This window comes from Gilliamella sp. BG1, from assembly GCF_046635625.1.
GTDB classification, from domain to species: Bacteria; Pseudomonadota; Gammaproteobacteria; order Enterobacterales; family Orbaceae; genus Gilliamella; species Gilliamella bombi.
In genome coordinates, this window is the sequence record NZ_JBIDFG010000011.1 from 13983 (window position 1) to 40370 (window position 26388).

Sequence of the window (26388 nt, forward strand, 5' to 3'; positions counted from 1 at the left end):
ACTAAAAGCAACGTTATTACTGTCTAAATAACTTAATTATTCATAAATAGTTGTTAATCGAGAAAATCTTGTTCTTAATGAAATATAATCTTTTGAAAAATAATTAAATTTAATTTCTATCTCTTGGCTTATTAATTTAAATTTCATAATAACATAAGGATGAAAATCAAATTCTATAATAAAATAAGAATGAAAATTAAATTTAATAGTAAAATGAGGATGAGAATTAAATTTAGCTGAGAATAAATCATCATAATTAAGCCTTGTTACAATTTTATTTGTATCTTTATCTGTAAAACAGATTTGTTTGTTCATTCGATCAAAATACATAAAATTTTCGTAGGTTTTATCGCAATAAAAATTTGAACGTACAAACTCATCCTTAAACTCACTTTTAAAAATTTTAATATGTTTATTAATAATAACATTTGTGTATTTAATAAATACCAGATAGTAAGCTAAAACGCCAATAATGATAAATATGAGTCCAATATAATAATTTTTGAATAAAAAACTGCAAAAAGAAAAGGCCCCCAAAAGTGGCAAACATCCGCCAGTAATAAATCTTGTAATTGAAAATAACACCTATACCTCCTTTGTATTATGTGTAAATTATATTTTGAAAAAGATATTCAATATAATCAAGCTTTAATTCCTATAGTTAAACGTATAACAGCCTGAACATTTTTATTTTTTATGCTTCTTAAGCTTAGTAGGGTTTAGAACATTTTGGCCTTTTACGCAAGTTAATAATATCAGTGATATTGTCCAAATTAGGTTATTTTTATGCAAAATTTCATAATGCCTAGCGACACCTCCCTGATTGAAATACTAAACAGTTTTAGTTATCGACAGTCGATAATGTGCAAAAAATTCCCTATCCCTAAAGTTGAATTATTTTCATCTTTACATTTCTTTACAAAAAAGTCCACCAAAAAACTAGCCAACCATTTTTTTTATGGTTATACTTTTATCGTTGTAGGAAAACAAGCTTATTAAATAAGCAAATAATTATAAAAATTTAAATAAAACAAATAATTACTTGACAGGTGAACCATAATGCATTATCATTTTAGACACCAGACACTGGCAAACCTATGTCTTAAATTTATTAAATAATCTTATTCGACGTGTTTTTACACTAAGCTCATTTATACCTTCCAAATTATTTCTCAACGAATTATCGAAATTATCGTTCAAATCACCTAAAACAGCTTTGCTAGTATTAGCACTGTTATTATTGTCATCGTCATGGAATGTTCAGGCGAATGGTAAAAAGGCTCGAGCGGGTAATCGTAGTGATGCAATAATAATACCGTCGCCAGTTATCAATTATGTAAGGCCAAATCTATTTTGGGAGTATGGTAAATACGCAGGTCCAGCTGACATATGGAATCAAAATAAAGGCTTCTTAGTTCAATCAACCAATCCTGAATCATACAACCTAAATTTCCCGACCACGGGTGCGCATAATTTACATTTTGATTTACTCATAAGTGGAGTAGATATAAATGAATTAACATGGGAACCCGTTACTTTGGGGGGAATTACTGCAACAGTGGCAAATGTTGAACATCATGAGCCGTGGGCTCCTTGGAATAATGGAAAAGCCGTAGCTCGTGTTATGCTAACAGGTCCAGATTCAGGAAATCAATGGAACAACCCTAATCCTAATCGAATAGCTAAGCCACAGTTACCACAGACGTTTGAGTTAGTGGGTAGAGATATTAATACTGGTGATGAGGTAGTAAAATATGGATTTGTATTAAGGCAGTGGTTCGTCGGTCGGGGAGGTCCCCCCGGGTTTAGCCTTTCTAATCAAACCACATGGTGTAATAGTTTGGGTTATCGAATGCCACGGGTAAGAGATTTAACCAATGCAGTTTGTTCTGGTCGGGGTTCAGGAAGTTGGTGTCAAGGCGCAGTAGGCGCCACACCTAGTTCATCAGGTAATCATTACCAGCGTCACATAGGCGCTGGCTTTTTCACGGAGTGGGGCAACCTGGGTTTCTACCATACCTTCATCGACCACGTATACTGGACGAGCGACGCTTCAGGTAGCAACCAGCTCCGTGTCGCCATGTCCACCGGCGCCGTCCTCACCCGCGATGATGATGACAACTTCTTCCGCCGTGGCATTTGCACCGTACCTTAGCTTTTAGCGTTTAGTTCTTAATCCTTAGGTCGCGGGGGTGGTTATGGTGCTTGAGAGGATAATATAACAAAGAATAAAGCCCCCGCGTAAGTTGGGGCGCCGAGCTGGCAAAGCCTGCGAGGCTAGTATTTTAATGACTAAAAGTCAAAAAAGCTTCTGACTGATGATGCCAAAGCAATGATAACTTAATATAATTAAATATTATCATAATAAATATTGAGTAAAATTAGCAACAAATAAAACAGGTTATTTTGTAGCTTACTTTTTTGTTTAAATGTCAAACATTTTTTTTATAAAAATATTAAAAAGTGATGATATACGATTCTAGTAAGGTAATTTTTTGTGGCGTATAATTTGGTTCCATTAATCACTTTCTAGCTGTAAAACCAAGATGAAATTTAATGCAATAATTGTGGCTTTAATGGTTACCAGTCTATCTTGTGCTGCAACAGAACCTGCCCTTCATTGGGGTTATGAAGGCGAAAATAATCCAGAAAATTGGGGACACCTTTCGCCAGAGTTTTCAACCTGCGAAACAGGAAAAAATCAATCACCAATTAACATTGAACATGTTTTTAAAACGCACCACGATAAACTTAAACTGACGTTTAAACTAAGCAAGCAGGAAATCATTAATAACGGTCATACAATTCAAGTTAATGTTAATGATGGCAATACGCTTGAAATTGACAACGAGCTGTTTACGTTACAACAATTCCATTTTCATACGCCAAGCGAAAATAAAATTAAAGGCAAATACTTCCCGATGGAAGCTCATTTTGTTTATAAAAACAAAAATGGCGACTTAACGGTTGTTGCCTTGATGTTTAATAAAGGAAAACCTAATCCTGAATTAGCGAAAGCTTGGCAACAAATGCCAGAAGACGAAGGCAGTACCGCCACATTATCTCAATCAGTCGATATTAAGGCTTTATTGCCAAATAGATTGGATTTTTACCGCTTTAGCGGTTCACTAACAACTCCACCTTGTACTGAAGGCGTTCGATGGATTGTGTTAGAACAAGAAAGCAGTGCATCTGCTGAACAAATCGAAAAATTCCACTCAATCATGCATCACAACAATAATCGTCCAACGCAACCTTTGAATGGGCGAGTGATTGTTGATTAGTGTCTCTAGGCTCTGTTTAGTGTGAATAGAGCCTTGAATTTGTGCATTTATTATCTATCAACAAGTAAGATATATCGCTTATTTTTTAAGTAATTTTCTGCCTTGATAGTCACAACTCATATTCTATAAATACTATTAGTTAGCTTAAATTAGTTCACTTAACTATCGTTGTCTTTCTTAATTGATGAAGGCGATTATATTTAAATTAAGCTAGCAAAGAAAAGTTTTCTAACGATAGGATATTATCTTGTTTGCTAATATAACAATACTAAAAATCCCTAGAATAAACTAAAAATACAACTTAGGTTTGTAATAATACTTAATCAATAATCGATTAGATAATGTAGTTAATTAATGAATTAACTTATTAAAAAAGTTATATTATCTTCCAATAAAAATTATGTTTTATGATTAAAAAGGAATAGTTAACATGAAAGATAAAATTTTTACTATTACAGTAATATTATTAGCTGGGTTTGGCATGTCCTTTTCGGTTAACGCAATTTATGAGATAACTTGCCCCGATTCAGTTCAAGTAAAATCCATTCCGACGGAACTAGAAATATTGCCTGAAGGGTGGCAAATATTCGAACAAAAAAATCAGTTTTTGCAGGTTGATGATGGTGAAGTATATTCTGGTAAACCAGTGAATTTAGGACAGATGATACCTTTTACAATTACTATTAACGGTAAAAAATATAAACATTCATGGCATGTTGATACTAGTTATAATACATCCAATGATACTGGCTACTGGTTTAATTGTTCTTATTCATTTAATCGAGTTCGCCTGATAAAACGTATCGATTCGACCATGAAAACTTGTTGGGTAATAACTTCAAAAGATGCAAAAGGTAAAATGAAAGTAAAACTAAATTGCGATAAAAAAATACATGAAGGTCCACAATCTTTTTATTAAACGTGATGATAAAGTTAGTTTAAGTTTTCACAGTGAGTAAATTAGACAGTAAAAATAACCTTGGCTTGGATAGCTAATAGTCAATGCATTTTTTTTAATAAGATGATGTTAATTAGTCAAAATCATCTTATTTTTATACGATTAATTAGGAATAGAAAACGTGAAAAATAAAATTTTAAATTTAGCAACAATAGCCATAATAGGGGCAAGTTTTTGTGATTCAGTTAACGCAAATGAAGAGATAATTTGTCCCGAATCGGTAACAATAAAATATTCTAAACCTGATTTAGAAGTTGTACCTGATGGTTGGGAAGTGTCTGAAGAAGGCTATGATATGAAAAAAATTGATAGTTTAATTTTGCCAGAAGATATTGCTCACAGTACTTCTTTACGTCGACTAAATCAAGTAGAAGTATATTCAGGAAAATCAGCCGATTCCGCAAAACAAATAAAACCTAAGCCAGCGACAATAAATGGGAAAAAATATAAGGCAGTTTGGTTGTTAGATGGTAGTAATGATACCAATAAATTGAGCTTTTGGGCTAGCTGCAATTATAGCTATAATAACAAAGTACAACTGATAAAGCCTATTGATGCCTCGCTGAAAACTTGTTGGGCAATTTATACCCAAGATCAGCAACAAGGAACACTTGCTAAATTAGTGTGTAGCGCTGAAAAGGTAAAATAATTTTAGTTTGGATATTCGGGAATGTGTTCAAATTTACCACAAAATATTGTCCATTAAAGATTAATTAAGATGGTCGGTTGTGCCCCCCCCCCTTACTTTTTTGGGATTAGATCGTTATAGATTACTTTTGTATATGTTGATTTATAAAATGAATGACAGGTCGCCAGACTTCCTGTTCTGGTGCTTGATAATCCCATAAAGGTGTAACCAGATCATCTAATATTTTTAATTTAGTGATAAAATTTTTTGAGTAGGTTTGACGTTGTTCTTCCGAAATGGCTAATAATCTTTCTGAAGAAATATATTTGCGCTTTTGCCGTGGGTTTTCAATAAAATTGGCTAAACTACATAATTCTTTTTCATTTTCACATTCTGAATAGGAAAAGGGATAAGTTTGTTCTACTTGTTCAAAAGCATCTGCAATTTGTGGTAAATTTACCGCTTTCATTGCGGGTACGATATATTTTGCTGTAGCATAATTCCATAAAAGATTACACCAACCATCACTTTGCCAGTGGCTGATGGTATGAATGACAACAAAAGCATAAAAGGCATCGCGATCCAGCTTTGTGCTTAGATCAGATTCGCAAGGTATATATTCATAAATTTTATCAAAGATTTCTATTACATCCTCAAAATCAGATAGCTTTTTATTCTGAGTTAACATATTAATTGTTATCATTCTATTTCCTTATCTTATTTTATTTGAATTTTAACATATTTGAAAAGTAATGATATTTTATTTAGTTGCTGTCTTAAAACTATACTTTTTACTGGGTATGTAAAAATTGTGTTGATAATTAAATTTGGATAGACCTTAAAAGGTTTTAATCATTGTATTGGCGTAAAACGGTGAGATTAAATTTATGCTGTTTAGATGAAAAAGAGAGGTTAGTGCAACCTCTCTTTTTCTGCGATAAATGTTAATTTATTTTACGCGTGATACGTATTCACCTGAACGGGTATCTACTTTAAGGATCTCGCCAATTTGTACAAATAAAGGCACGCGAACAACTGCACCTGTTGATAATGTTGCTGGTTTACCACCTGTTCCTGCTGTGTCGCCTTTTAAACCTGGATCAGTTTCGATTACTTCAAGTTCAACAAAATTTGGTGGTGTTACTGCAATCGGTTGGCCGTTCCATAAAGTTAAAATACATTCCGCTTGATCAACTAACCATTTTGCATTGTCGCCAACCGCTTTGGCGTCAGCCGAAAGTTGCTCAAATGTATCGTTATTCATAAAATGCCAAAATTCACCATCGGTATAAAGATAAGTTAAATTCATATCAACAACGTCAGCGGCTTCAACTGATTCGCCTGATTTGAATGTTTTGTCGACAGTTTTGCCTGAAAGTAATTTTTTAATTTTTACACGATTAATAGATTGACCTTTACCTGGTTTATAAAACTCATTTTCAACAATGACACATGGTTCGCCGTCTTGCATTATTTTAAGACCAGCTTTAAACTCATTAGTACTATAAGATGCCATAAAAGCTCCAACTAAAATTCTGAATTACAAAAAATGAGTCGTATTATACAGCAAAAAGTTGAACTACCAAATAATAAAGATGAGTGGATTTTTGATCTGGCCAATGTTGTGACAGATATCAACGTTTTATACTCCTATTTAGGACTAGATCCCAATACCATTTCAATCCGCATGCAACAAGCAAAAAAGGCGTTTCCGCTTCGAGTTCCTAGGGCTTTTATTAATCGAATGGAAAAGGGTAATAGTAATGACCCACTTTTGTTACAGGTGCTTTGTGATGATAGGGAGTTATTAAAAGTTGAAGGGTATAGTCATGACCCATTACAAGAGCAAGATAATGCCATTCCTGGATTATTGCATAAGTATCACAATCGGGCATTATTGATCACTAAGACCGCTTGTGCAATTAACTGCCGTTACTGTTTTAGACGGCATTTCCCTTATCATGATAATCAAGGATCTAAGAAGAATCTTGCCATTGCGCTTGAATATATTGCAAATCATCCTGAACTTGATGAAATTATTTTATCAGGAGGTGATCCGTTAATGGCAAAAGATCATGAAATGGCTTTTTTGATTAATGCACTTGAAAAAATCCCTCATGTTAAGCGTTTACGGATTCATACGCGTTTGGCTGTTGTTATTCCTTCACGAGTAACGGCTGAACTTTGTCGGTTATTTGTTGAAAGTAGGTTGCAAATTGTAGTAATTACTCACATTAATCATTCAAATGAAATTGATAATGCAGTTGCTGACGCAGTTGGGCTTTTAAAAAAGAGTGATGTGATTGTGCTAAATCAAAGTGTATTACTGAAAAATATTAATGATAATGCCAATGTTTTGGCTCAGTTAAGTAATAAACTTTTTGATATTGGCATTTTGCCTTATTACATTCATTTATTAGATAAAGTACAAGGAGCTGCTCATTTTCTAGTTGATGATAACTCAGCTAAATTAATAATGAAACAGCTTGCCGAGCAAGTATCTGGTTATTTAGTGCCTAAATTAGCGCGCGAAATCGGTGGTGAGAAAAGTAAACAAGTACTTACTTTTTGGAATTAGTTAATTGTTTTTTTAGTTATAACTTATTATTTTATAATCTATTTATTCTATTTTATTTTATCGTATGGTAATTAAGGGTTAATGGGATTTATCTGTAAAAATCTCATTGACGAAAAATAAAATAGGCACTATAATTCCGACCTCTTTAATTAATGCTGTGGAGTTTTTACTCTGCAACCTGTTGATAATTAGATTTGGATATAAATCGTCATGAAACGCACATTTCAACCATCAGTATTAAAACGCAATAGAACTCACGGTTTCCGTGCTCGTATGGCAACTAAAAACGGTCGTCAAGTTCTTGCTCGCCGTCGTGCTAAAGGCCGTGTTCGTTTAACTGTTGCTAGCTGATTTAAAGTTGGGTGATTAAGTTCACTTTTCCTCGGGAGTTGCGGTTGTTAACTCCCTTTGATTTCAATCATGTCTTCCAAGAGTCCATTCGGGCTGGTTCTCCGTTTTTAACTTTAGTTGCACGAAAAAATAACTACAATCATATGCGGTTAGGGTTTGCTATAGCTAAAAAACAAGTGAAACGAGCTCATGAGCGTAATCGTATAAGGCGACTGGCTAAAGAGTATTTTCGGCTTCATCAACATCAATTTCCTAATATTGATTTTATTGTGATGGCCAAACAGCCAGTTATCGACTTAGATAATCAGCAACTCGTTGAAACACTGAATAAATTATGCCAACGAATCATAGCCAAATACGAGGCTTGAATAAATTTAAATTGATTATTAAACAGCATACTTATGCATTTAACTATATGATAGTTAATGTTTTTGTGTTTTTTGTTCGTGTTTATCAACGTTTTATTAGTCCTTTATTAGGTCCTAAATGTCGCTTTACACCGACATGTTCACAGTATGCAATAATTGCACTGAGACGCTTTGGATTAATAAAAGGTGGTTGGCTAACCGTTAAACGTGTATTAAAATGTCATCCTTTACATGAAGGAGGAGAAGATTTTGTTCCTCCAAAAATTAAAACCAATAGAGAAAAACACTAATGGGATCTCAACGTAATATTTTAGTCATTGCTTTACTTTTTGTATCTTTTTTTATTTGGAAAGCGTGGGAAGAAGATCACACACCTAAACCCCCGATCGAAAACCAATTAACACAACAAAGTGATGATGGCTCAATAGCTGGCGCAGTAGGTAAAACAATTACTGTAAAATCAGATGTGCTGTCACTCACTATTAATACTTATGGTGGGGATGTTCAGGCTGCACAATTATTGAAATATGAGCAAACGCTTCATTCTGGTACGCCTTTCCAATTATTAACATCTCGTCCAGATTTTGTTTATGTTGCTGAAAGCGGATTAACAGGTAGGGATGGTCCTGATAATGCAAATCAAGGATCAAAACGCCCAGTCTATCAAACTGAAAAGTCAGAATATGTTTTAGCTGATGGGCAAGATGAATTGCGTGTTCCTCTTACTTATCAAGTTAATGGTGTAAGTTATACTAAATACTATATATTACACCGTGGTAGTTATTCTATTGATGTTCAGTATGATATTAATAACCAAAGCAGTGCACCTGTTGATGTTGCCATGTATGGTCAATTAAAACAAACAATTAAATTACCTGATGATATTCCAACCGAAGGTGGTAGTGGATTAGGACAAAGCGCATTCCGTGGTACAGCTTACTCTAGTTCTAGTTCTAATTATAGTAAATACAGTTTTGATGATATCAAAGATAAAGCTTTATCGGTTGAGACTCAAACGGGTTGGATTGCGATGTTGCAACACTATTTTGCTTCCGCATGGGTACCCGCACAGGATAAAAATAATCTATTTTATTCTCGTGCAACGACTAATAATTCTCAAGCAACAATTGGTTTCAAAAGTGAATCAGCAGTTATTCCTGCGGGGAGTTCACAAATTATTGGTGCAAAATTATGGTTAGGACCAGAAATTCAAAGCCAATTGAAAGAAACAGCCAATCATCTTGATTTAGTTGTTGACTATGGATGGTTATGGTTTTTATCACAACCGTTGTTTTATTTGTTGAAGTTTATTCAGAGTTTTGTTGGTAACTGGGGCTTCTCAATTATTGTTATCACATTTATTGTTCGAGGTATTTTATTCCCATTAACTCGTGCTCAGTATCGTTCAATGGCGAAAATGAAGTTGTTACAGCCTCGCATACAAGCTTTAAAAGAGCGTTATGGTGATAATAGGCAAAAAATTAGTGTAGAAACAATGGCGCTTTACAAGCAAGAAAAAGTGAATCCATTAGGTGGTTGTCTGCCATTAATTATCCAAATGCCGATTTTTTTATCATTGTTCTATATGTTAAGTAGTACAGTTGAACTACGACATGCGCCATTTGCGCTTTGGATTTATGATTTATCAGCGCAAGATCCATACTATATTTTGCCTTTATTAATGGGTGTCAGTATGTTTTTAATTCAGAAAATGTCACCAACACCTGTTACCGATCCACTACAACAAAAATTAATGACTTATATGCCATTAATTTTTACGTTGTTCTTCTTATGGTTCCCATCAGGCTTGGTTTTATATTATATCGTCAGTAACTTATTCACAATTGCTCAGCAACGAATTATTTACTGGGAACTTGAGAAAAAGGGACTTCACGAGAAGAAAAAGAAATAGTATCGATTAAAAGGAGGAGTAATCCTCCTTTTTTGTTTTTATCTTTGGTGTTAATAATATGAATATACAGCAACAATTTAATTTAATAGGTAATGAAAACGGTTATTGGTTTGTAAGTGCTAATGGACGATTATGGCTGCCTAATGGTGAAGTTCCTGTTGGGTGTGCTGATGAATTTGGTTTTACCAATAAAATTGCTCAACCAATAGGTGAATGGAATGGGCAAACAGCTTGGCTGATTTGTGATGAAATGAAAAATGCGATGAGTTCAGTTCGTTCATTACTTGATAGAACAGATCAATCATTATTTAATTTAGCTGGTCGGGCTGTGCAACTTTCTGAGTTTTATCGTTCCCACAAATATTGTGGATATTGTGGGCATGAGATGTATATCAGTAGCACGGAATGGTGTTGTCTATGCGATCACTGCAAAGAGCGCTATTATCCACAAATTTCACCATCTATTATTGTGGCTATTCGTCATAATAATAAAATTTTATTAGCAAAACATGTTAGGCATAATCAAGATAACTTATATACCGTTTTAGCTGGTTTTACTGAAATCGGTGAAACAATGGAAACAGCCGTTGAACGAGAAGTATTTGAAGAATCAAAAATAAAAATTAAAAATATTCGTTATGTTGGTTCGCAACCTTGGCCATTTCCAAATTCATTAATGATGGCTTATTTAGCTGATTATGATAGCGGTGAAATAGTGGTAGATAAAAACGAACTCATTGAAGCAAATTGGTACCATTATACAGAGTTACCTAAAATTCCTGAGTATGGCACCATTGCTAGACGCTTAATTGAGGATACAATTATACTTTGCCGCGAATATGATGAATATGGCAATGACTAATTATATTGAATTGTTCTTGTTAGATTAACTGTTTTTGATTCGTCACCTGTTGTAATACACACAGCTTTAGTCCAATCACTGTTTGGATTATAATCTGAATAAGTACAAGTTTCTATTAGTTCTACCTCTTGTTCGTTTTTATCATTAATGATGATGTCTCCATTTGATGATAATTTAAAGGTTTTGATAATAGTTTTTTCTAATTGATTGTTTGCGTTATATACAAATTCTTTTTCTTGAGCCAACACAGGGAATTTTGTTTTTTCATCTACAGGAATATAGGCATTATATAACACGAGTTCTACACGATTGTTGTCATAAATAATTTTGCTGTTAAAAATGATATTATTTTCTGCAAAATGCGATAGAGTTGTTTCAACTAAACGATCTTGTTCATCGAACTCTGAACTTGCGACGATATCATTTTCATTGTTTTTCATACCTAGTATATTTTGTGAAGAATCAAAAGTAATATCGTAAACGTTTCTGGTATCGCCCATGCCGTAGCTATATTTAGCTGTGTCGTAGTTAATTTCGCCATGTAGCCCTTCTAAATCATAATTAGCTACAAAGCCTTTGTCATTGTAGTTAATTATCTTAGTTGATGAGCCTTGAATATGCTGTTGTTTAATCATTTTACTAAATGGTAAGAGCTCTGGCTCAGTATGGAAAAGGTAGCTATTAATAACTGCTGTTGGTAGTTGTGGTAAGGATTTTTTGTCAGATGTTTTTTTATCATCGCAACCATTAATTAGTAATGTACTGCTAATTATGCACGTATATAAAAATAAATTATTTTTTCTCATAGTTCTATTTTCCTTTTATCCTGTTTTCTTATTTATTTTTGCACCATACTGCAAGTGCTTCACATTGCCAATCTTTCATCATATAGTACCAAGCAGAGCGCCATTTACGTACTGTATCATTGTGTAAATTTAAAGCTTTTCCTATTTGTGAGTTATTAGCCCCAGAAACAAGTAACTCAATGAATTGTAACCATAATTCAGGTTTGGGTATACGGTTTAAACTAGTGTTGCTTAAAAGACTAAAGCTATGTCGACACCGTTTGCAGCGATAGCAAGTGCGAGAACCAATTTTGGTTGTTTCGTTAGATCCACAGTGTTTACAAGTTGGATTTTGTTCATTCAATAAGGCAGTTACTTTAGCTTTAATGGTATTGTATTGTTCCGCTAAAGATGGCATTAGTTTTGTTTGTTTTTGATGTGTATACCAGTTATGTAATGATGGATAATAGCTTTGAAGATAGTTAATAATAGCTCGATCTCGTCGTATAACTTTTTCGAGCGATGTTTCGAGTCGGTCCGCAATTTCTTTATAGCCCATTTTATTTATTCGGTTGGTAAAAATAAACTCTAACCAATTATAGGGCATTAAACGATAGAAAGGAGTATTGGTTGAAACGGTAAAATATTTATGACAGTCTTTACAACGATATGTTTTATTAGGTTTTGAACGAATTATATAGAATTCAGTTTTTTTACAGAAGGGACAAGATTGCACATGTTGCGATGTTATTTCTTCTAGGTCATGATGAAAAGCTTTAAATTCATCATGTAATTCGTTTGGTACGAGTTCATAAATCATTTTTTATTCCCTTATCACTTATCCCCGTAAATATTATCAGATTTTTACATAAACATATAGCTTTCCTGAAACTTTTTTACATTTTCTAGTAAAGTAAAATAATTGTCCAAGTATAAATATGATAATTAATGTTTATCTATAAATTTCTTATACTGGTGAATTAAAAAGAAGTGTAAAAGTGCTATTAAATAATATGATTAATAATGTGATTTGATGAATATGAGATACTAGATAGGTAATTAAATGCTCCTTCCAATTTGAAAAGAGCAGTATTTCAAAAAATATTATTTTTGTTGATGCAACCATTCGGCTACTTGTTTGGCAAAATAGGTTAATATTCCATCGGCACCAGCACGTTTAAAGCAAAGTAAAGATTCCATAATTGCTGATTTTTCATCTAACCAACCATTTTGAATTGCCGCTGTTAACATAGCATATTCGCCAGAAACTTGATAAGCAAAAGTTGGGACAGCAAAGGTGTCTTTAACTCTTCGAACGATATCAAGATAAGGCATACCAGGTTTAACCATGACCATATCTGCACCTTCACTTAAATCTTGATAGATTTCTTGTAATGCTTCATTACTATTAGCAGGATCGAGTTGATAAGTTTTTTTATTACCACCTTTAATATTTTTCGCAGAGCCGACAGCATCACGAAAAGGTCCATAAAAACTTGATGCGTACTTTGCGGAATAAGCCATAATTTGTGTGTTAAAAAAACCGTGCTTTTCGAGTTCGTTACGTATTGCTCCAATGCGTCCATCCATCATGTCACTTGGTGCGATAATATCCACACCTGCTTGAGCTTGCATTAATGCTTGTTTAACAAGCGTTTCAACAGAGATATCATTTTGTACATACCCTTGTTCATCAATAATGCCATCTTGTCCATGCGTGGTATATGGATCAAGTGCGACATCAGTTAATACACCGAGCTCTGGAATTTCTTTTTTTAATGCTCGAACAGCTTTTGGTACTAACCCATTTTCGTTATATGCTTCTTGTGCTAATGAGGTTTTTTTTGATGGTTCAATAGCGGGAAATAGTGAAAGAACAGGAATTCCTAATTTAGCTACTTGTTCCGCTTCTTTTAACAATACGTCAATACTCATTCGATTAACGTTTGGCATCGAGGTAATTGATTCAGTAATATTATTTCCTTCAACAATAAAAACCGGATAAATTAGATCGTTGGCCGTCAAACTATGTTCTGCAACCATACGACGACTAAAGTCATGGGCACGATTACGGCGTAGGCGGCGCTTTGGATATTGACCAGTAATTAATGATGGCATGAAATACTCCTGTTTATTCTCAATTAGATTTGATTTATTATCTGACTCTATATGCTGATTAGCAAATTAATTTGTTATCTTGTAATAATTCTATTTTTTACTTTACAACATATATCGATTGAGGGTAAAATTGCGCACTAATTTTAATCCCTTGTGATATTAAACAAATTTGAGGTGAGAGGCACATGCCAGTAATTAAAGTACGTGAAAATGAACCTTTCGATGTAGCGTTACGTCGTTTCAAACGTTCTTGTGAAAAAGCAGGAGTTTTAGCTGAAGTTCGTAATCGTGAATTTTACGAAAAACCAACTACTATTCGTAAACGAGCTAAAGCAGCAGCTGTTAAACGCCATGCTAAAAAATTAGAAAGAGAAAACGCTCGTCGTACTCGCTTATATTAATATTTTAAGATTATTTATACTGAAAACTAAAATTGATATTAAAAATCAATTTATTATCTTTTTGATATAAAGAATTCTAACAAGCCGTATTTTGATACGGCTTGTTGTCTTTTTATAACACCATAACTGGTTAAAGTTTTATCATGAAAGGTCTTATTCCTCGCGATTTCATCTTGGATTTAACTGCTCGAACTAACATTCTTGATGTGATTGGTAAACGCGTTAAAATGAAAAAAAAGGGGAATAATTATTTTGGTTGTTGCCCTTTTCATGATGAAAAAACAGCTTCGTTTTCTCTTAATGAAAAAAAACAGATCTTTTATTGTTTTGGATGTGGCGCATCAGGATCTGTTGTTAATTTTCTAATGCAATATGAGCGGTTATCTTTTCCTGAAGCTATTGAGGAGTTAGCTAGCTTGCAAGGGATTCGTGTCCCTTATATTGATAACGATAAAAATCAAATTGATCAATCAAAGCACATTGAATCTAGAAATGTACGTCGAGATCTATATACTTTGATGGGCAAAATCACTGATTTTTATCAGCAACAATTAGCATTATCTACATCTACTGATGCTCAAAAATATCTTGGGCAACGGGGACTCAATGCAGAAATTATAGCACGGTATAGAATTGGTTTTGCGCCTAATGAGTGGCGTTTAACTTCACAAAGTGTGGTTAAAACAAAAGCTGAAGAAGCACTTTATGAACAAGCCGGCATGCAAGTCAGCCACGATAGGGGTAATCAATATGACCGTTTTCGTGGAAGAATCATGTTTCCTATTCGCGATAGACAAGGCAATGTTATCGCGTTTGGTGGACGAACTATCATTAATGATTCTGCAAAATATATTAATTCACCAGAAACCCCCATTTTTCATAAAGGCTTTCAACTTTACGGACTTTATGAAACGCTAGAAGTCAATCGTAATCCTCAGCAACTGATGGTGGTTGAAGGCTATATGGATGTGGTTTCGCTTGCTCAATATGGCATTGATTATGCTGTTGCTGCTTTAGGTACGGCTACATCAGAGGAGCATATTAAATTATTATTTAGAGCAACAGATTCGGTAATATTTTGTTATGACGGCGATAATGCTGGACGAAGCGCTGCTTGGCGGGCACTTAATGTTTTATTACCTTGCTTAATCGATGGTAAGAAAATAACTTTTGCTTTTTTACCTCAAGATGAAGATCCTGATAGTTTTGTGCGTAAAGTCGGTAAGGATAATTTTGAAAAATATTTAAATGAATCTTCAAATTTGTCGAAATTTTTATTTGATGAACTTTTGAAACAGGTTGATTTAAAAACGGCTGAAGGAAAAGCAAAATTGAGTTCGCTAGCTTTACCGCTACTTGATCAAATTAAGGCAAAAGCCTTTAGATTAAATTTACTGCAGAAGCTCGGTAATTATTTAGGTTTACTTGATGTATCTCAATTAGAACAATTAATTCAAGAAAATCGTTCCCAACGTGATGAAAAGGCAAATGAAAAAGCGCCTACATCACAAATGAAATTAACAACGATGCGAGTTTTAATTGGTTTATTACTTCAATATCCTAATCTTGCTGAGCAAGTTTCTGATATAAATGTGATTCGCCAGGTTAAAATGGCCGGGATCGAGATTTTTGTTGAATTACTTGAACTATGTCAACGTTATCCCAATATAACTACTGCACAAATATTAATAGAGTGTATGGATAGACCGTTTTATAAGCAGTTGAATCGTTTATCCACCTGGGAGTGTCATTATCAAGATGGCGAAATAGGCTCAATTTTTTCACATACTTTAAAAGAGTTATATGATAATATACTCGCCCAAAGGCAAGATGAACTAATCGCAAAAGAGAGAGTCTCCGGCTTAAGCACCGCAGAGAAAAAAGAATTGGCGACTTTAATACTTGTTTTATCAAAAAAAGACTAAATATATAGAGTACGTGTAGATTCCAGATATTGTTCTACATGCATAATATAAATGACCAAATAACTAAAATGGATACCTTTATGGAGCAAAATTCTCAATCACAGTTAAAACTCCTAATCATTCGAGGTAAGGAGCTAGGATACCTGACCTATGCTGATGTCAACGATCACTTGCCTGAAGAGATTATTGATTCAGATCAGATTGAAGATATTATCCAAATGATTAATGATATGGGGATTCAAGTTCTTGAAGAAGCCCCTGATTCTGATGAGTTATTACTTTCAGATAATGTCCCTGATGAAGAAGCTGTTGAAGCTGCAACAGCATTAGTATTATCTAATGTTGAGTCAGAAATTGGTAGAACAACTGATCCTGTTCGTATGTATATGCGTGAAATGGGAGCGGTTGAACTGTTAACGCGTGAAGGCGAAATCGATATTGCTAAGCGTATTGAAGATGGTATTAATCAAGTTCAAACTTCGGTATCCGAATATCCAGAAGCTATAACTTATCTTTTAGAGCAATATAATTTAATCGAAAGTGGACAAGTTCGTTTATCTGATTTAATTACAGGTTTTGTTGATCCAAATGCTGAAGAAGTTGTTGAAGAGTTACCTGAAGATTTAGACGTTAGTGAAACCGAAATTGAAATCGATGATAGCGATGATGATAGTGAGGATGATGAAAACGAGGCATCAACTGATGATGATGTTTCTATCGATCCCGAAGTTGCTAAAGCTAAATTTGCCGAATTAAAAGAGCAACATGATAAAACGTCTGACGCTATTAAAAAATATGGCCGTGCTCATAAAAAAGCACAAAAAGAGATTGAAAATCTATCAGAAATATTTAAACAATTCCGTTTAGTTGCTAAGCAGTTTGATATTCTTGTTAATAACATGAGAAGCATGATGGAGCGTGTTAGAACTCATGAACGTGTTATTATGAGGATTTGTGTTGAAAAATGCAAAATGCCGAAAAAACTGTTTATGACTTATTTTACCGGCAACGAAAATAACATGGATTGGTTTAAGAAAGCTTTAACATCGAAAGGTGCGTTTGCGGCTAATTTAAAAGATTTTGAAACTCAAATTGCTGCGCAAGTTGATTTGTTACAACAAATTGAAACTGAAACAAGTCTTTCTATTGAGCAAATCAAAGATATTAATCGACGTATGTCTATTGGCGAAGCTAAAGCACGTCGAGCTAAGAAAGAAATGGTAGAAGCTAACTTACGACTAGTTATTTCTATTGCGAAAAAATACACCAACCGAGGATTACAATTCTTAGATCTTATCCAAGAAGGTAATATTGGCTTGATGAAAGCAGTTGATAAATTTGAATATCGTCGTGGTTATAAATTCTCAACTTATGCAACTTGGTGGATAAGACAAGCGATTACTCGTTCTATAGCTGACCAAGCAAGGACAATTCGTATTCCGGTACATATGATTGAAACAATTAATAAGTTAAATCGTATTTCTCGTCAAATGTTACAGGAAATCGGTCGTGAACCAACACCTGAAGAGTTATCTGAACGCATGCAAATGCCTGAAGATAAAATTCGTAAAGTGCTTAAAATTGCTAAAGAGCCAATTTCGATGGAAACACCAGTTGGTGATGACGAAGATTCGCATTTAGGTGATTTTATTGAAGATACAGCTCTTGAGCAACCGCTAGATGCGGCGACTTCTGAGAGTTTACGTAGCGCAACTCGCGATATTTTATCAGGATTAACGCCTAGAGAAGCGAAAGTGTTACGTATGCGATTTGGTATTGATATGAATACAGATCATACGCTAGAAGAAGTTGGTAAGCAATTTGATGTAACTCGTGAACGTATTCGTCAAATTGAGGCTAAGGCGCTGAGAAAATTACGTCATCCAAGTCGATCTGATGTGCTTCGTAGTTTCTTAGAATAAATTTTATCTTTCTTGTATATCGCCACTTTTGTGGCGATTTTTTTATTCTTGTTAATCAAAGATATTAAAAATCATGAATATATTTCAACGTGTTAAGATTGATTCATTCTTATTGATTCTAATTTGTGTTGTGATTACAGCTAGCTTTTTTCCTTGTGAAGGACAGGCTAAAACGGTTTTTGAATACCTTACAACTTTTGCTATTGGCTTGCTATTTTTTATGCATGGCGCAAAACTTTCTTTTCAAGCAATTGTCTCTGGTATAAAAAATTGGCGATTACATTTGTTAATATTTACAACTACATTTGTAATATTCCCAGTTTTAGGCATGATGATGCAGTTATTAGTGCCCACTTTTTTATCACATGATATTTATTTAGGTTTTGTTTATCTTTGTGTTTTACCAGCAACAGTGCAGTCTGCAATAGCATTTACTTCAATAGCTAAAGGTAATGTGGCAGCAGCTATTTGCAGTGCCTCAGCATCAACGTTATTGGGGGTGTTTATTACCCCGCTTTTAGTTGGATTGTTAATACATACTCAAACCTCGGCATCAATGAACATAATTGATGCCATTACCTCTATTATGCTGAAACTGATGTTGCCTTTCGTTGTCGGGCATTTATCTAGACGTTTTATTGGTCAATGGGTAGATAAGTATAAAAATATTATTTCTAAAACAGATCGTTTGTCGATTTTATTAGTGGTTTATGTCGCGTTTAGTGATGCAGTTGTTAATGGTATATGGTCGCAAGTCGGTTTTTTATCTTTGTTAAATATTATATTTTTCTCAATTATTCTGTTAGTTATAGTTTTATTTATTACCACTTATAGTGCAAGATTTTTTGGTTTTAGCAAACAAGATGAAATCACAATTGTATTTTGTGGTTCAAAAAAGAGCCTAGCAAGTGGTATTCCAATGGCAAGTGTTATCTTCCCCATGTCGATGATGGGTATTTTGATCCTACCTTTAATGATCTTTCATCAAATCCAATTAATGATTTGTGCTTTTTTGGCTGCACGTTATGCTAAACGAAAAATGTAAAAAATTGTTTTGCTCATTAGCTTATTCTCAAGGATAATAGTGGCGCTAATTAACAACAGAAAGATATATTATGTTTCATCTATTTGCTGATTTAGAATTTTCAACCATTATATTATTAGTCTTAGCTTTACTTTTTGTACTCTTTTATGAGGCTATTAATGGATTTCATGATACTGCTAATGCTGTTGCCACTGTTATTTATACAAGGGCATTGAAAGAACAACTTGCCGTTTTTATGGCCGGAGTATTTAATTTCTTTGGCGTACTACTTGGTGGGCTTAGTGTGGCTTATGCCATTGTGCATTTGTTACCAACTGATTTATTACTTAATGTAAGCTCTACTCATGGGCTTGCTATGGTATTTTCTATTTTATTTGCAGCAATCATTTGGAATTTAGGTACTTGGTTTGTTGGTATTCCTGCATCAAGTTCACATACTTTAATTGGTTCTATTATTGGCGTAGCACTTGCAAATGCATTGGTTATGGATACATCAATTATTGATGCGCTTAATATTCCTAAGATGATTCAAATCTTTTTATCCTTGATTGTTTCACCAATAGTTGGTCTTGTTATTGCTGGGTTAATGATTTTTTGTCTGCGTAAGTATTGGACACGTAAAGGGCAAAGTAAAAAGAGTAGTAAAAAAAGAGAACGCATCTTTATGACTCCAGAGCAGCGAGAAAAACTTTATGGTAAGAAAAAGCCACCTTTTTGGATCCGAATAATGCTTATTATTTCTGCTGCAGGTGTGAGTTTTTCTCATGGTGCTAATGATGGACAAAAAGGTATTGGTTTATTAATGTTGGTATTGATGGGTATCGCTCCTGCTGGCTTTATTGTTAATATGAATGCGTCTACCTATGATATTACTAACACTCGTAATGCTATTGATAATATTCAGGAGTACTTTGTTACTCACAATGATGATCTAACTACGATAATAGGTAAACAACCTGCATTAGACACAAGTATTCCAGAAGGCGATTTGAATAAGTATCATTGTGACTATTCACATTCATTTATCACACTGGGTATTGCTCATAATTTATTTAATAAAATGAATAATTATGAATCACTCACTGTTGAACAACGTTCACAAGCTAGACGCATATTATTATGTTTATCGGATACTGTTTCGCATGTTGCTAAACAAGCTAATGTAACAGCAGAGGAAAAACAATATCTGAAATCTTTGAATAACGATTTACTTAAAACTGTTGAATATGCGCCGATTTGGATCATTATTTCGGTAGCTTCAGCACTAGCAATTGGAACAATGATAGGATGGCGTCGTGTAGCTATTACTATTGGTGAAAAAATTGGTAAAAAAGGGATGACTTACGCACAGGGCGTGTCGGCACAAATCACTACGGCTTTATCAATTGGGATTGCAAGTTATACTGGTATGCCTGTTTCAACAACTCAAGTTCTTTCTTCATCTGTGGCAGGTACAATGATTGTTGATGGTGGTGGCGTTCAAAGTAAGACCATTAAAAATATTGCATTAACTTGGATTTTAACACTTCCAATTTCAATTTTGTTATCTGGGTCACTTTTTTGGCTTGCTCAAAAATTGATTTAGTAGTAAAAAGAGAGTATCAATTTTGTAGTTTTATCTGACCGTTAAATTGGAAGGAGTAATGTATCATGGCTTATAAACACATATTAGTTGCAGTAGATTTATCACCTGAAAGTGAAGTTCTTGTCGAAAAAGCAGTTTCTATGGCTAGGCCTTATAATGCTCAAATATCTTTGATTCATGTTGGTATTAATTATTCGGATCTTTATACTGGTTTAGTTGATATTAATATGAATGATATGAAAGACCGAATTACTGAAGATGCGCATATTGCATTAAATAAACTAGCCAATGATGCGGGATATCCTATAGCTCATACTCTTTCTGGGAATGGTGAATTTGACCAAGTATTAATCGAAGCAATTCATGAATATGGCGCTGACCTTGTCGTGTGTGGTCATCATCAGGATTTTTGGAGTAAGTTGATGTCTTCTGCTCGTCAACTTATCAATAATACACATATTGATACCTTGATTGTTCCGCTAAAAGATGAAGAACCAGCAGAAGAACCTGCTAAATGAAGTATTAAATATCAACCCGCTTAATTAGCGGGTTTTTTATAGATATTAGATAGTTTTTTGTAAAAAACTTTCAGGTAACTATGTGTTTCAGTATATTTTTATGTACTACTTTTTGTTTATGCATATAGTCGTTTATCGAAATATACTCCAATTTTAACTTAGTTTATAAGGGGATTTAATATGAATATAGCTTTGGTTAGTGGTGCATCCTCTGGTTTTGGGCAAGCTATTTGCCGTAAACTTATAGCAGATGGTTATAAAGTTGTAGGCTTAGCTAGACGTGCAGATAAATTACAAAACCTTGCAGATGAATTAGGTGCTAATTTCTTTTCATTACCATTAGATATAACTAAAAAAGATGCAGTAAATACTATTTTATTGCAATTACCAAATGAATTTAAGCCCATAGATATTTTAATAAATAATGCAGGTCTAGCATTAGGTTTAGAACCTGCTTATGAAGCAGATTATAACGATTGGGAAACAATGATTGAAACTAATATTATTGGGCTAGTAAATCTAACTCGACAAATATTACCAGAAATGGTTGAGCGCAATTTTGGTTATATTATTAATCTTGGATCTGTGGCTGGTACTTATGCTTATAAAGGCGGAAATGTTTATGGTGCATCTAAAGCTTTTGTTAAACAATTTAGTGCTAATTTGCGTACCGATTTATTAGGGAAAAAGGTTAGAGTTACTAATATCGAACCGGGATTATGTGGTGGTACAGAGTTTTCAAATGTTCGCTTTCATGGCGATAACCAGAAAGCCGCACAGGTTTATCAGGGTGTTGAATTTATTACTCCTGAAGATATAGCCAATACTGTCTCTTGGTTAATTAATACACCAAATCATTTTAATGTTAACTCAATTGAAATAATGCCTGTTGCACAAGCATCGGCAGGATTGTCTATTTGTAAAGAGGCCAAATAATATCCCTTTTTTATTAATTTTTCTTCTGTTGATTTTTAGTAGAAATTAAAAAAATTTGTTTGGCAAACAAAATAGACTTGCACTTATGCTAATGGGTTGTTATTCTTTCTTCTTGTGATTTTGATTGAGGTTTATGGCAATGACATTTTCTGAAGTAACGAAAACATTTGCGACAAGTTTGCCTGGTACTGATAGTTATGTAAAGTTAAGAAAGGCAATGAGAGCATTAATTCAAGAAGATCCAAAAAATGCATCGGTTTATTTTTTGATTTTTGGATTTGCTCGTACGTATGTTATGTTATATGAAGATCAAGAAGTATCGCCGCAATTTGCCGAAGATAATCAAAAGCTAATGTTATCGTATCTTAATATTTTAGATGAAGCATTAAAAAAACAAGATGAAAAGTGCATATATCAAGCATTGAATAAAGTTGTTAATGAATACGAAAATAGCAAAAAGGTTTTTTAAAATTACAGCCTGACATGAAAATGTTGGGCTGTTTTGTTTTTTAGTTTAATTAAATATTTTTTAGGGAAAATCATGATAATTTTAGTTAGTATGACAGGAATTATTAGCACCTTAGGTACTATTATGCTATCTAGGGCGGGTTGATTTTTTCAATAAATATTAAAAAACCCGCCCCCTAAAGGCGGGTTTTTTATTTTGCATGGAAATAAAGTAGTTAACCTGTGCAAAAAAATTAAAAACAGAATTAGCATGATAAGACTACAAGATTATAAATAAGTTCTAAAAACTATAATTATAGATAGTAATGGGCATAAACTAAGATAATAAGTAAGGTGTGATATGAAAGTTTTAAAATTTGGAGGAACATCTGTTGCTAACGCAGAACGCTTTTTGCGAGTTGCAGAAATTATTGAAAATAATGCTAAACAAGAGCAAACCGCCACTGTTTTATCGGCACCTGCTAAAATTACCAACCATTTAGTAGCCATGGTTGAAAAAACGGTTGCTGGGCAAGATATCAAAAGTAACATTTATGATGCTGAAAAGATATTTGCAGATCTATTAGCAGGTCTTGCAAAAGCTCACCCTAATTTTGCTTATGAAGAGATGAAGCATTTTGCTCTTAATGAATTAAAGCATGTTAAGCAATTACTTGAAGGTATCCGTTTACTCGGTCAATGTCCTGATAGTATCAATGCATCAATTATTTGTCGTGGAGAAAAGCTATCAATTGCTATTATGCAAGAACTTCTCAAAGCAAGAGGCCATACGATCACGGTAATAGATCCTGTTGCTATGCTTATTGCAGAAGGTGGTTATTTAGAATCGACTGTTAATATACCTGAATCGGCTCATCGAATTGCTGAAATGCACATTCCACAAGACAATTTTATTCTAATGCCCGGTTTTACCGCTGGTAATGAAAAAGGTGAATTAGTTGTGCTTGGACGAAATGGTTCTGATTATTCTGCAGCCGTATTAGCAGCTTGTTTAAGAGCAAATAGCTGTGAAATATGGACCGATGTTGATGGAGTTTATACTTGTGATCCCCGTATTGTACCAGATGCCAAATTACTAAAAACAATGTCTTATCAAGAGGCGATGGAACTTTCATATTTTGGAGCAAAAGTACTTCATCCAAGAACTATTTTACCTATTGCCCAATTTCAGATTCCTTGTTTAATCAAAAATACAAATAACCCTGATGCACCAGGCACATTAATTGGTGCTAATATTGTTGACTCAACCACACCTGTAAAAGGTATTACCAATTTAAATAACATGGCAATGATCAATGTTTCAGGTCCAGGGTTAAAAGGTATGGTTGGTATGTCGGCACGTGTGTTTTCTGCAATGTCTTATGCTGGCATTTCAGTTGTACTTATTACTCAATCATCATCTGAATACAGCATTAGTTTTTGTGTGCCACAAACAGAACTTTATCGTGCAGAAGAAGCTTTAAGTGATGAATTTTTCTTAGAATTAAAAGATGGATTACTTGAACCGATCGAGGTGATGGAAAGGCTTGCTATTATCTCTGTAGTGGGCGATGGTATGCGTACCTTACGAGGTTTATCAGCTAATTTCTTTACAGCATTAGCCAGAGCTAATATTAATATTGTTGCTATAGCACAAGGTTCATCTGAACGTTCAATTTCAGTTGTAGTTGATAATGATGTTGCTGTAATGGGCGTTCGTGTTGCGCATCAGATGTTATTTGGTACTGATAAAATGCTTGATGTCTTTGTTATTGGTGTTGGTGGGGTCGGTGGTGCGCTTGTCGACCAAATTGGACGTCAACAGAAATGGCTTAAAAACAAACAGATTGATTTGCGAGTATGTGGTTTGTTTAACTCTAAACACAGCATAACCAATAGAGACGGTATTGATCTTAGTAATTGGCGTGATCAAATCAAACAGAGTGATACTAAATATTCATTAGATAGTATTATTGAGTTTGCCAAATCTAATCGATTACTTAATCCGATTCTTGTTGATTGTACTTCTAGTAGCGAAGTATCTGACAAATACGCTGATTTTTTAGCTAATGGCTTTCATGTCGTTACACCAAATAAAAAAGCAAATACCAGCTCAATGGCCTACTATTTACGCTTACGCCAAGAAGCTGCAAAAAGTAAGCGTAAATTCCAATATGATACCAATGTAGGGGCAGGGTTACCGGTAATTGAAAATCTTCAAAATCTACTTAATGCAGGTGATGAGTTAATCAAGTTTTCGGGAATTCTATCTGGATCGCTTTCTTTTATATTTGGTAAACTTGATGAAGGCATGTCACTGTCTGAAGCAACTAAATTGGCTAAAGAGAAAGGTTTTACTGAACCGGATCCTCGAGACGATCTATCTGGAACCGATGTAGCTAGAAAGTTACTTATTTTAGCTAGAGAATCAGGTTTACAATTAGAATTGGATCAAATCAATGTCGAATCCGTATTACCTCCTGAATATGCACAAGGTAGCATTGATGATTTCATGGCCAAATTACCGCAGTTAGATGCACATTTTAAAGCAAAATCTGAACAAGCAGCAAAAGAAGGTAAAGTTCTACGTTATGTGGGTAGCATAGAAAACCATCAATGCAGTGTTAGAATTGAAGCTGTCGATAGCGAAGATCCTCTTTATAAAGTCAAAAATGGCGAAAATGCCTTAGCTTTTTATACTCGTTATTATCAACCTATTCCTCTTGTATTACGTGGTTATGGTGCTGGTAATGATGTTACTGCAGCAGGTGTTTTTGCTGATATTTTACGTACAACATCAGGTAAAATCGGAGGTTAAATGAGTCATAAATCTTTAACCGTTTATGCGCCTGCATCAATGGCTAATATTAGCGTTGGTTTTGATATATTGGGCGCAGCAATTAGCCCGATTAGTGGCGCTATGCTTGGTGACTGTATTACAGTTGAATCTGCTAACGAATTTTCCCTTACTAGCAAAGGTCAATTTGTCAAAAAGCTACCACGTGATCCAAAATATAATATTGTATTTCAATGTTGGCAGCGATTTTGTCAAGCAATGGGTAAAACTTTACCTGTTAGTATGACTCTTGAAAAAAATATGCCAATTGGCTCTGGTTTAGGTTCAAGTGCGTGCTCAGTAGTTGGTGCATTGGTTGCATTAAATGAGTTTTTTGATAAACCTTTTAATGAATTTGAAATGTTATCCATGATGGGAGAACTTGAAGGTCGTATTTCGGGCAGTGTGCATTATGATAATGTTGCGCCATGCTATTTAGGTGGGATGCAACTTATTCTTAATGAGATGGGTATTATTAGTGAGTCGATTCCGCATTTTGATGATTGGTATTGGGTGATGGCTTATCCAGGTATAAAGGTATCAACGGCTGAAGCACGTGCAATTTTACCTGCTCAATATCAAAGGTCTGATTGTGTAGCACATGGTCGCTATGTGGGGGGATTTTTGCATGCTTGTTATACCAAACAACCTAAGCTGGCTGCCACAATGCTTTTTGATAATATTGCTGAGCCTTATCGTAAACAATTATTACCTAATTTTGATGAAACTCAAAAACGGGTTAAGCAACTTGGTGCTTTGTCATCGGGTATTTCAGGTTCAGGGCCAACAATATTTGTGATTGCAGATAAACTTGAAACAGCTCAGCAAATTGAATTATTACTTAAAAAATATTATTTGCAAAATGATGAAGGTTTTACTCATATTTGTAAAATTGATACTCAAGGAACAAGAGTTATTTAATGTTTACT

At 34.1% G+C, this 26388-nt stretch carries 26 protein-coding genes; 20 read left to right on the forward strand and 6 right to left on the reverse strand.

The window, feature by feature from the left end:
- Nucleotides 1-36: 36 nt before the first annotated feature.
- A complete protein-coding gene (locus ACGH80_RS07185) occupies nt 37-585 on the reverse strand; it encodes a hypothetical protein (RefSeq protein WP_411630756.1) in 549 nt (182 codons plus the stop codon).
- Nucleotides 586-1240: 655 nt separating this feature from the next.
- On the opposite strand from ACGH80_RS07185, the gene ACGH80_RS07190 reads away from it, so the two are divergent.
- The 4 genes from ACGH80_RS07190 (at nt 1241) to ACGH80_RS07205 (ending at nt 4891) form a co-directional block, all read left to right on the forward strand.
- A complete protein-coding gene (locus ACGH80_RS07190) occupies nt 1241-2155 on the forward strand; it encodes a hypothetical protein (protein WP_411630758.1) in 915 nt (304 codons plus the stop codon).
- Nucleotides 2156-2546: 391 nt separating this feature from the next.
- On the forward strand, nt 2547-3284 hold the full coding sequence (locus ACGH80_RS07195; protein ID WP_034914950.1) for a carbonic anhydrase: 738 nt from the start codon (nt 2547-2549) through the stop codon (nt 3282-3284).
- 430 nt (nt 3285-3714) lie between these two features.
- Nucleotides 3715-4203 carry an STY0301 family protein gene (locus ACGH80_RS07200; RefSeq protein ID WP_034914955.1) on the forward strand — a complete coding sequence of 163 codons (489 nt, stop codon included), beginning with the start codon at nt 3715-3717 and terminating at the stop codon, nt 4201-4203.
- A gap of 160 nt (nt 4204-4363) precedes the next feature.
- A complete protein-coding gene (locus ACGH80_RS07205) occupies nt 4364-4891 on the forward strand; it encodes an STY0301 family protein (RefSeq protein WP_065589852.1) in 528 nt (175 codons plus the stop codon).
- Between the two features lie 121 nt (nt 4892-5012).
- Here ACGH80_RS07205 and ACGH80_RS07210 read toward each other — a convergent pair whose 3' ends face one another.
- Both ACGH80_RS07210 and efp read right to left on the reverse strand, forming a co-directional pair.
- Nucleotides 5013-5573, reverse strand: coding sequence for a hypothetical protein (locus ACGH80_RS07210; protein WP_065589853.1), 561 nt, complete (start codon nt 5571-5573; stop codon nt 5013-5015).
- 246 nt (nt 5574-5819) lie between these two features.
- A complete protein-coding gene (gene efp / locus ACGH80_RS07215) occupies nt 5820-6386 on the reverse strand; it encodes an elongation factor P (protein WP_034914965.1) in 567 nt (188 codons plus the stop codon).
- A 33-nt stretch (nt 6387-6419) separates the two neighbouring features.
- Between efp and epmB the strand changes: the two genes are divergently transcribed.
- The 6 genes from epmB (at nt 6420) to nudC (ending at nt 10941) form a co-directional block, all read left to right on the forward strand.
- Entirely contained in the window at nt 6420-7448 is a 1029-nt protein-coding gene (epmB, locus tag ACGH80_RS07220) for an EF-P beta-lysylation protein EpmB (RefSeq protein ID WP_085163729.1), read from the forward strand.
- A 210-nt stretch (nt 7449-7658) separates the two neighbouring features.
- Nucleotides 7659-7799 carry a 50S ribosomal protein L34 gene (gene rpmH, locus ACGH80_RS07225; RefSeq protein ID WP_025314679.1) on the forward strand — a complete coding sequence of 47 codons (141 nt, stop codon included), beginning with the start codon at nt 7659-7661 and terminating at the stop codon, nt 7797-7799.
- Between the two features lie 11 nt (nt 7800-7810).
- Complete coding sequence (gene rnpA, locus ACGH80_RS07230) at nt 7811-8167, forward strand: ribonuclease P protein component (RefSeq protein ID WP_080702383.1); 357 nt, start codon at nt 7811-7813, stop codon at nt 8165-8167.
- A 47-nt stretch (nt 8168-8214) separates the two neighbouring features.
- On the forward strand, nt 8215-8457 hold the full coding sequence (gene yidD, locus ACGH80_RS07235; protein WP_034914994.1) for a membrane protein insertion efficiency factor YidD: 243 nt from the start codon (nt 8215-8217) through the stop codon (nt 8455-8457).
- Nucleotides 8457-10079: a membrane protein insertase YidC gene (gene yidC / locus ACGH80_RS07240; RefSeq protein WP_411630759.1), complete on the forward strand. Its 1623-nt coding sequence runs from the start codon at nt 8457-8459 to the stop codon at nt 10077-10079. Before yidD ends, yidC begins: the two co-directional genes overlap by 1 nt.
- Nucleotides 10080-10137: 58 nt before the next feature.
- Nucleotides 10138-10941: an NAD(+) diphosphatase gene (gene nudC / locus ACGH80_RS07245; protein ID WP_174798907.1), complete on the forward strand. Its 804-nt coding sequence runs from the start codon at nt 10138-10140 to the stop codon at nt 10939-10941.
- Here the strand turns inward: nudC and ACGH80_RS07250 are convergent.
- The 3 genes from ACGH80_RS07250 to hemB form a co-directional block, all read right to left on the reverse strand.
- Complete coding sequence (locus ACGH80_RS07250) at nt 10938-11747, reverse strand: hypothetical protein (RefSeq protein ID WP_065589857.1); 810 nt, start codon at nt 11745-11747, stop codon at nt 10938-10940. The genes nudC and ACGH80_RS07250 overlap by 4 nt on opposite strands.
- Before the next feature lie 28 nt (nt 11748-11775).
- Nucleotides 11776-12546 (reverse strand): transposase, encoded by a 771-nt coding sequence (locus tag ACGH80_RS07255; RefSeq protein ID WP_411630761.1) that lies wholly within the window; start codon nt 12544-12546, stop codon nt 11776-11778.
- A 284-nt stretch (nt 12547-12830) separates the two neighbouring features.
- Nucleotides 12831-13844, reverse strand: coding sequence for a porphobilinogen synthase (hemB, locus tag ACGH80_RS07260; RefSeq protein ID WP_085163724.1), 1014 nt, complete (start codon nt 13842-13844; stop codon nt 12831-12833).
- A gap of 185 nt (nt 13845-14029) precedes the next feature.
- On the opposite strand from hemB, the gene rpsU reads away from it, so the two are divergent.
- The 10 genes from rpsU to thrB all read left to right on the forward strand — a co-directional run bounded on the left by rpsU (nt 14030) and on the right by thrB (nt 26380).
- Nucleotides 14030-14245 carry a 30S ribosomal protein S21 gene (gene rpsU / locus ACGH80_RS07265; RefSeq protein ID WP_034882800.1) on the forward strand — a complete coding sequence of 72 codons (216 nt, stop codon included), beginning with the start codon at nt 14030-14032 and terminating at the stop codon, nt 14243-14245.
- Nucleotides 14246-14388: 143 nt separating this feature from the next.
- Nucleotides 14389-16170, forward strand: coding sequence for a DNA primase (gene dnaG / locus ACGH80_RS07270; protein ID WP_174798910.1), 1782 nt, complete (start codon nt 14389-14391; stop codon nt 16168-16170).
- Nucleotides 16171-16250: 80 nt separating this feature from the next.
- Nucleotides 16251-18092, forward strand: coding sequence for an RNA polymerase sigma factor RpoD (gene rpoD, locus ACGH80_RS07275; RefSeq protein ID WP_238786435.1), 1842 nt, complete (start codon nt 16251-16253; stop codon nt 18090-18092).
- 73 nt (nt 18093-18165) lie between these two features.
- Nucleotides 18166-19137: a bile acid:sodium symporter family protein gene (locus tag ACGH80_RS07280; RefSeq protein WP_034914119.1), complete on the forward strand. Its 972-nt coding sequence runs from the start codon at nt 18166-18168 to the stop codon at nt 19135-19137.
- Nucleotides 19138-19207: 70 nt separating this feature from the next.
- Nucleotides 19208-20722, forward strand: coding sequence for an inorganic phosphate transporter PitA (pitA, locus tag ACGH80_RS07285; RefSeq protein ID WP_065589862.1), 1515 nt, complete (start codon nt 19208-19210; stop codon nt 20720-20722).
- Between the two features lie 65 nt (nt 20723-20787).
- On the forward strand, nt 20788-21240 hold the full coding sequence (gene uspA / locus ACGH80_RS07290; RefSeq protein ID WP_065589863.1) for a universal stress protein UspA: 453 nt from the start codon (nt 20788-20790) through the stop codon (nt 21238-21240).
- 180 nt (nt 21241-21420) lie between these two features.
- On the forward strand, nt 21421-22176 hold the full coding sequence (locus tag ACGH80_RS07295) for an SDR family NAD(P)-dependent oxidoreductase (RefSeq protein WP_174798911.1): 756 nt from the start codon (nt 21421-21423) through the stop codon (nt 22174-22176).
- A 139-nt stretch (nt 22177-22315) separates the two neighbouring features.
- Nucleotides 22316-22645 carry a hypothetical protein gene (locus ACGH80_RS07300; protein WP_034914101.1) on the forward strand — a complete coding sequence of 110 codons (330 nt, stop codon included), beginning with the start codon at nt 22316-22318 and terminating at the stop codon, nt 22643-22645.
- 339 nt (nt 22646-22984) lie between these two features.
- Nucleotides 22985-25441, forward strand: coding sequence for a bifunctional aspartate kinase/homoserine dehydrogenase I (thrA, locus tag ACGH80_RS07305; RefSeq protein ID WP_174798912.1), 2457 nt, complete (start codon nt 22985-22987; stop codon nt 25439-25441).
- Entirely contained in the window at nt 25442-26380 is a 939-nt protein-coding gene (gene thrB / locus ACGH80_RS07310) for a homoserine kinase (RefSeq protein ID WP_065589866.1), read from the forward strand.
- The last annotated feature ends 8 nt before the right edge of the window (nt 26381-26388 follow it).

What these genes read in the sequence shown, in the direction of transcription:
- ACGH80_RS07195 (WP_034914950.1), top strand. Translation starts at nt 2,547, where the DNA reads ATGAAATTTAATGCAATAATTGTGGCTTTAATGGTTACCAGTCTATCT.
- ACGH80_RS07200 (WP_034914955.1), top strand. Translation starts at nt 3,715, where the DNA reads ATGAAAGATAAAATTTTTACTATTACAGTAATATTATTAGCTGGGTTT.
- ACGH80_RS07210 (WP_065589853.1), bottom strand. Translation starts at nt 5,573, where the DNA reads ATGATAACAATTAATATGTTAACTCAGAATAAAAAGCTATCTGATTTT.
- efp (WP_034914965.1), bottom strand. Translation starts at nt 6,386, where the DNA reads ATGGCATCTTATAGTACTAATGAGTTTAAAGCTGGTCTTAAAATAATG.
- epmB (WP_085163729.1), top strand. Translation starts at nt 6,420, where the DNA reads ATGAGTCGTATTATACAGCAAAAAGTTGAACTACCAAATAATAAAGAT.
- rpmH (WP_025314679.1), top strand. Translation starts at nt 7,659, where the DNA reads ATGAAACGCACATTTCAACCATCAGTATTAAAACGCAATAGAACTCAC.
- yidD (WP_034914994.1), top strand. Translation starts at nt 8,215, where the DNA reads ATGATAGTTAATGTTTTTGTGTTTTTTGTTCGTGTTTATCAACGTTTT.
- yidC (WP_411630759.1), top strand. Translation starts at nt 8,457, where the DNA reads ATGGGATCTCAACGTAATATTTTAGTCATTGCTTTACTTTTTGTATCT.
- nudC (WP_174798907.1), top strand. Translation starts at nt 10,138, where the DNA reads ATGAATATACAGCAACAATTTAATTTAATAGGTAATGAAAACGGTTAT.
- ACGH80_RS07250 (WP_065589857.1), bottom strand. Translation starts at nt 11,747, where the DNA reads ATGAGAAAAAATAATTTATTTTTATATACGTGCATAATTAGCAGTACA.
- ACGH80_RS07255 (WP_411630761.1), bottom strand. Translation starts at nt 12,546, where the DNA reads ATGATTTATGAACTCGTACCAAACGAATTACATGATGAATTTAAAGCT.
- hemB (WP_085163724.1), bottom strand. Translation starts at nt 13,844, where the DNA reads ATGCCATCATTAATTACTGGTCAATATCCAAAGCGCCGCCTACGCCGT.
- rpsU (WP_034882800.1), top strand. Translation starts at nt 14,030, where the DNA reads ATGCCAGTAATTAAAGTACGTGAAAATGAACCTTTCGATGTAGCGTTA.
- dnaG (WP_174798910.1), top strand. Translation starts at nt 14,389, where the DNA reads ATGAAAGGTCTTATTCCTCGCGATTTCATCTTGGATTTAACTGCTCGA.
- rpoD (WP_238786435.1), top strand. Translation starts at nt 16,251, where the DNA reads ATGGAGCAAAATTCTCAATCACAGTTAAAACTCCTAATCATTCGAGGT.
- ACGH80_RS07280 (WP_034914119.1), top strand. Translation starts at nt 18,166, where the DNA reads ATGAATATATTTCAACGTGTTAAGATTGATTCATTCTTATTGATTCTA.
- pitA (WP_065589862.1), top strand. Translation starts at nt 19,208, where the DNA reads ATGTTTCATCTATTTGCTGATTTAGAATTTTCAACCATTATATTATTA.
- uspA (WP_065589863.1), top strand. Translation starts at nt 20,788, where the DNA reads ATGGCTTATAAACACATATTAGTTGCAGTAGATTTATCACCTGAAAGT.
- ACGH80_RS07295 (WP_174798911.1), top strand. Translation starts at nt 21,421, where the DNA reads ATGAATATAGCTTTGGTTAGTGGTGCATCCTCTGGTTTTGGGCAAGCT.
- ACGH80_RS07300 (WP_034914101.1), top strand. Translation starts at nt 22,316, where the DNA reads ATGACATTTTCTGAAGTAACGAAAACATTTGCGACAAGTTTGCCTGGT.
- thrA (WP_174798912.1), top strand. Translation starts at nt 22,985, where the DNA reads ATGAAAGTTTTAAAATTTGGAGGAACATCTGTTGCTAACGCAGAACGC.
- thrB (WP_065589866.1), top strand. Translation starts at nt 25,442, where the DNA reads ATGAGTCATAAATCTTTAACCGTTTATGCGCCTGCATCAATGGCTAAT.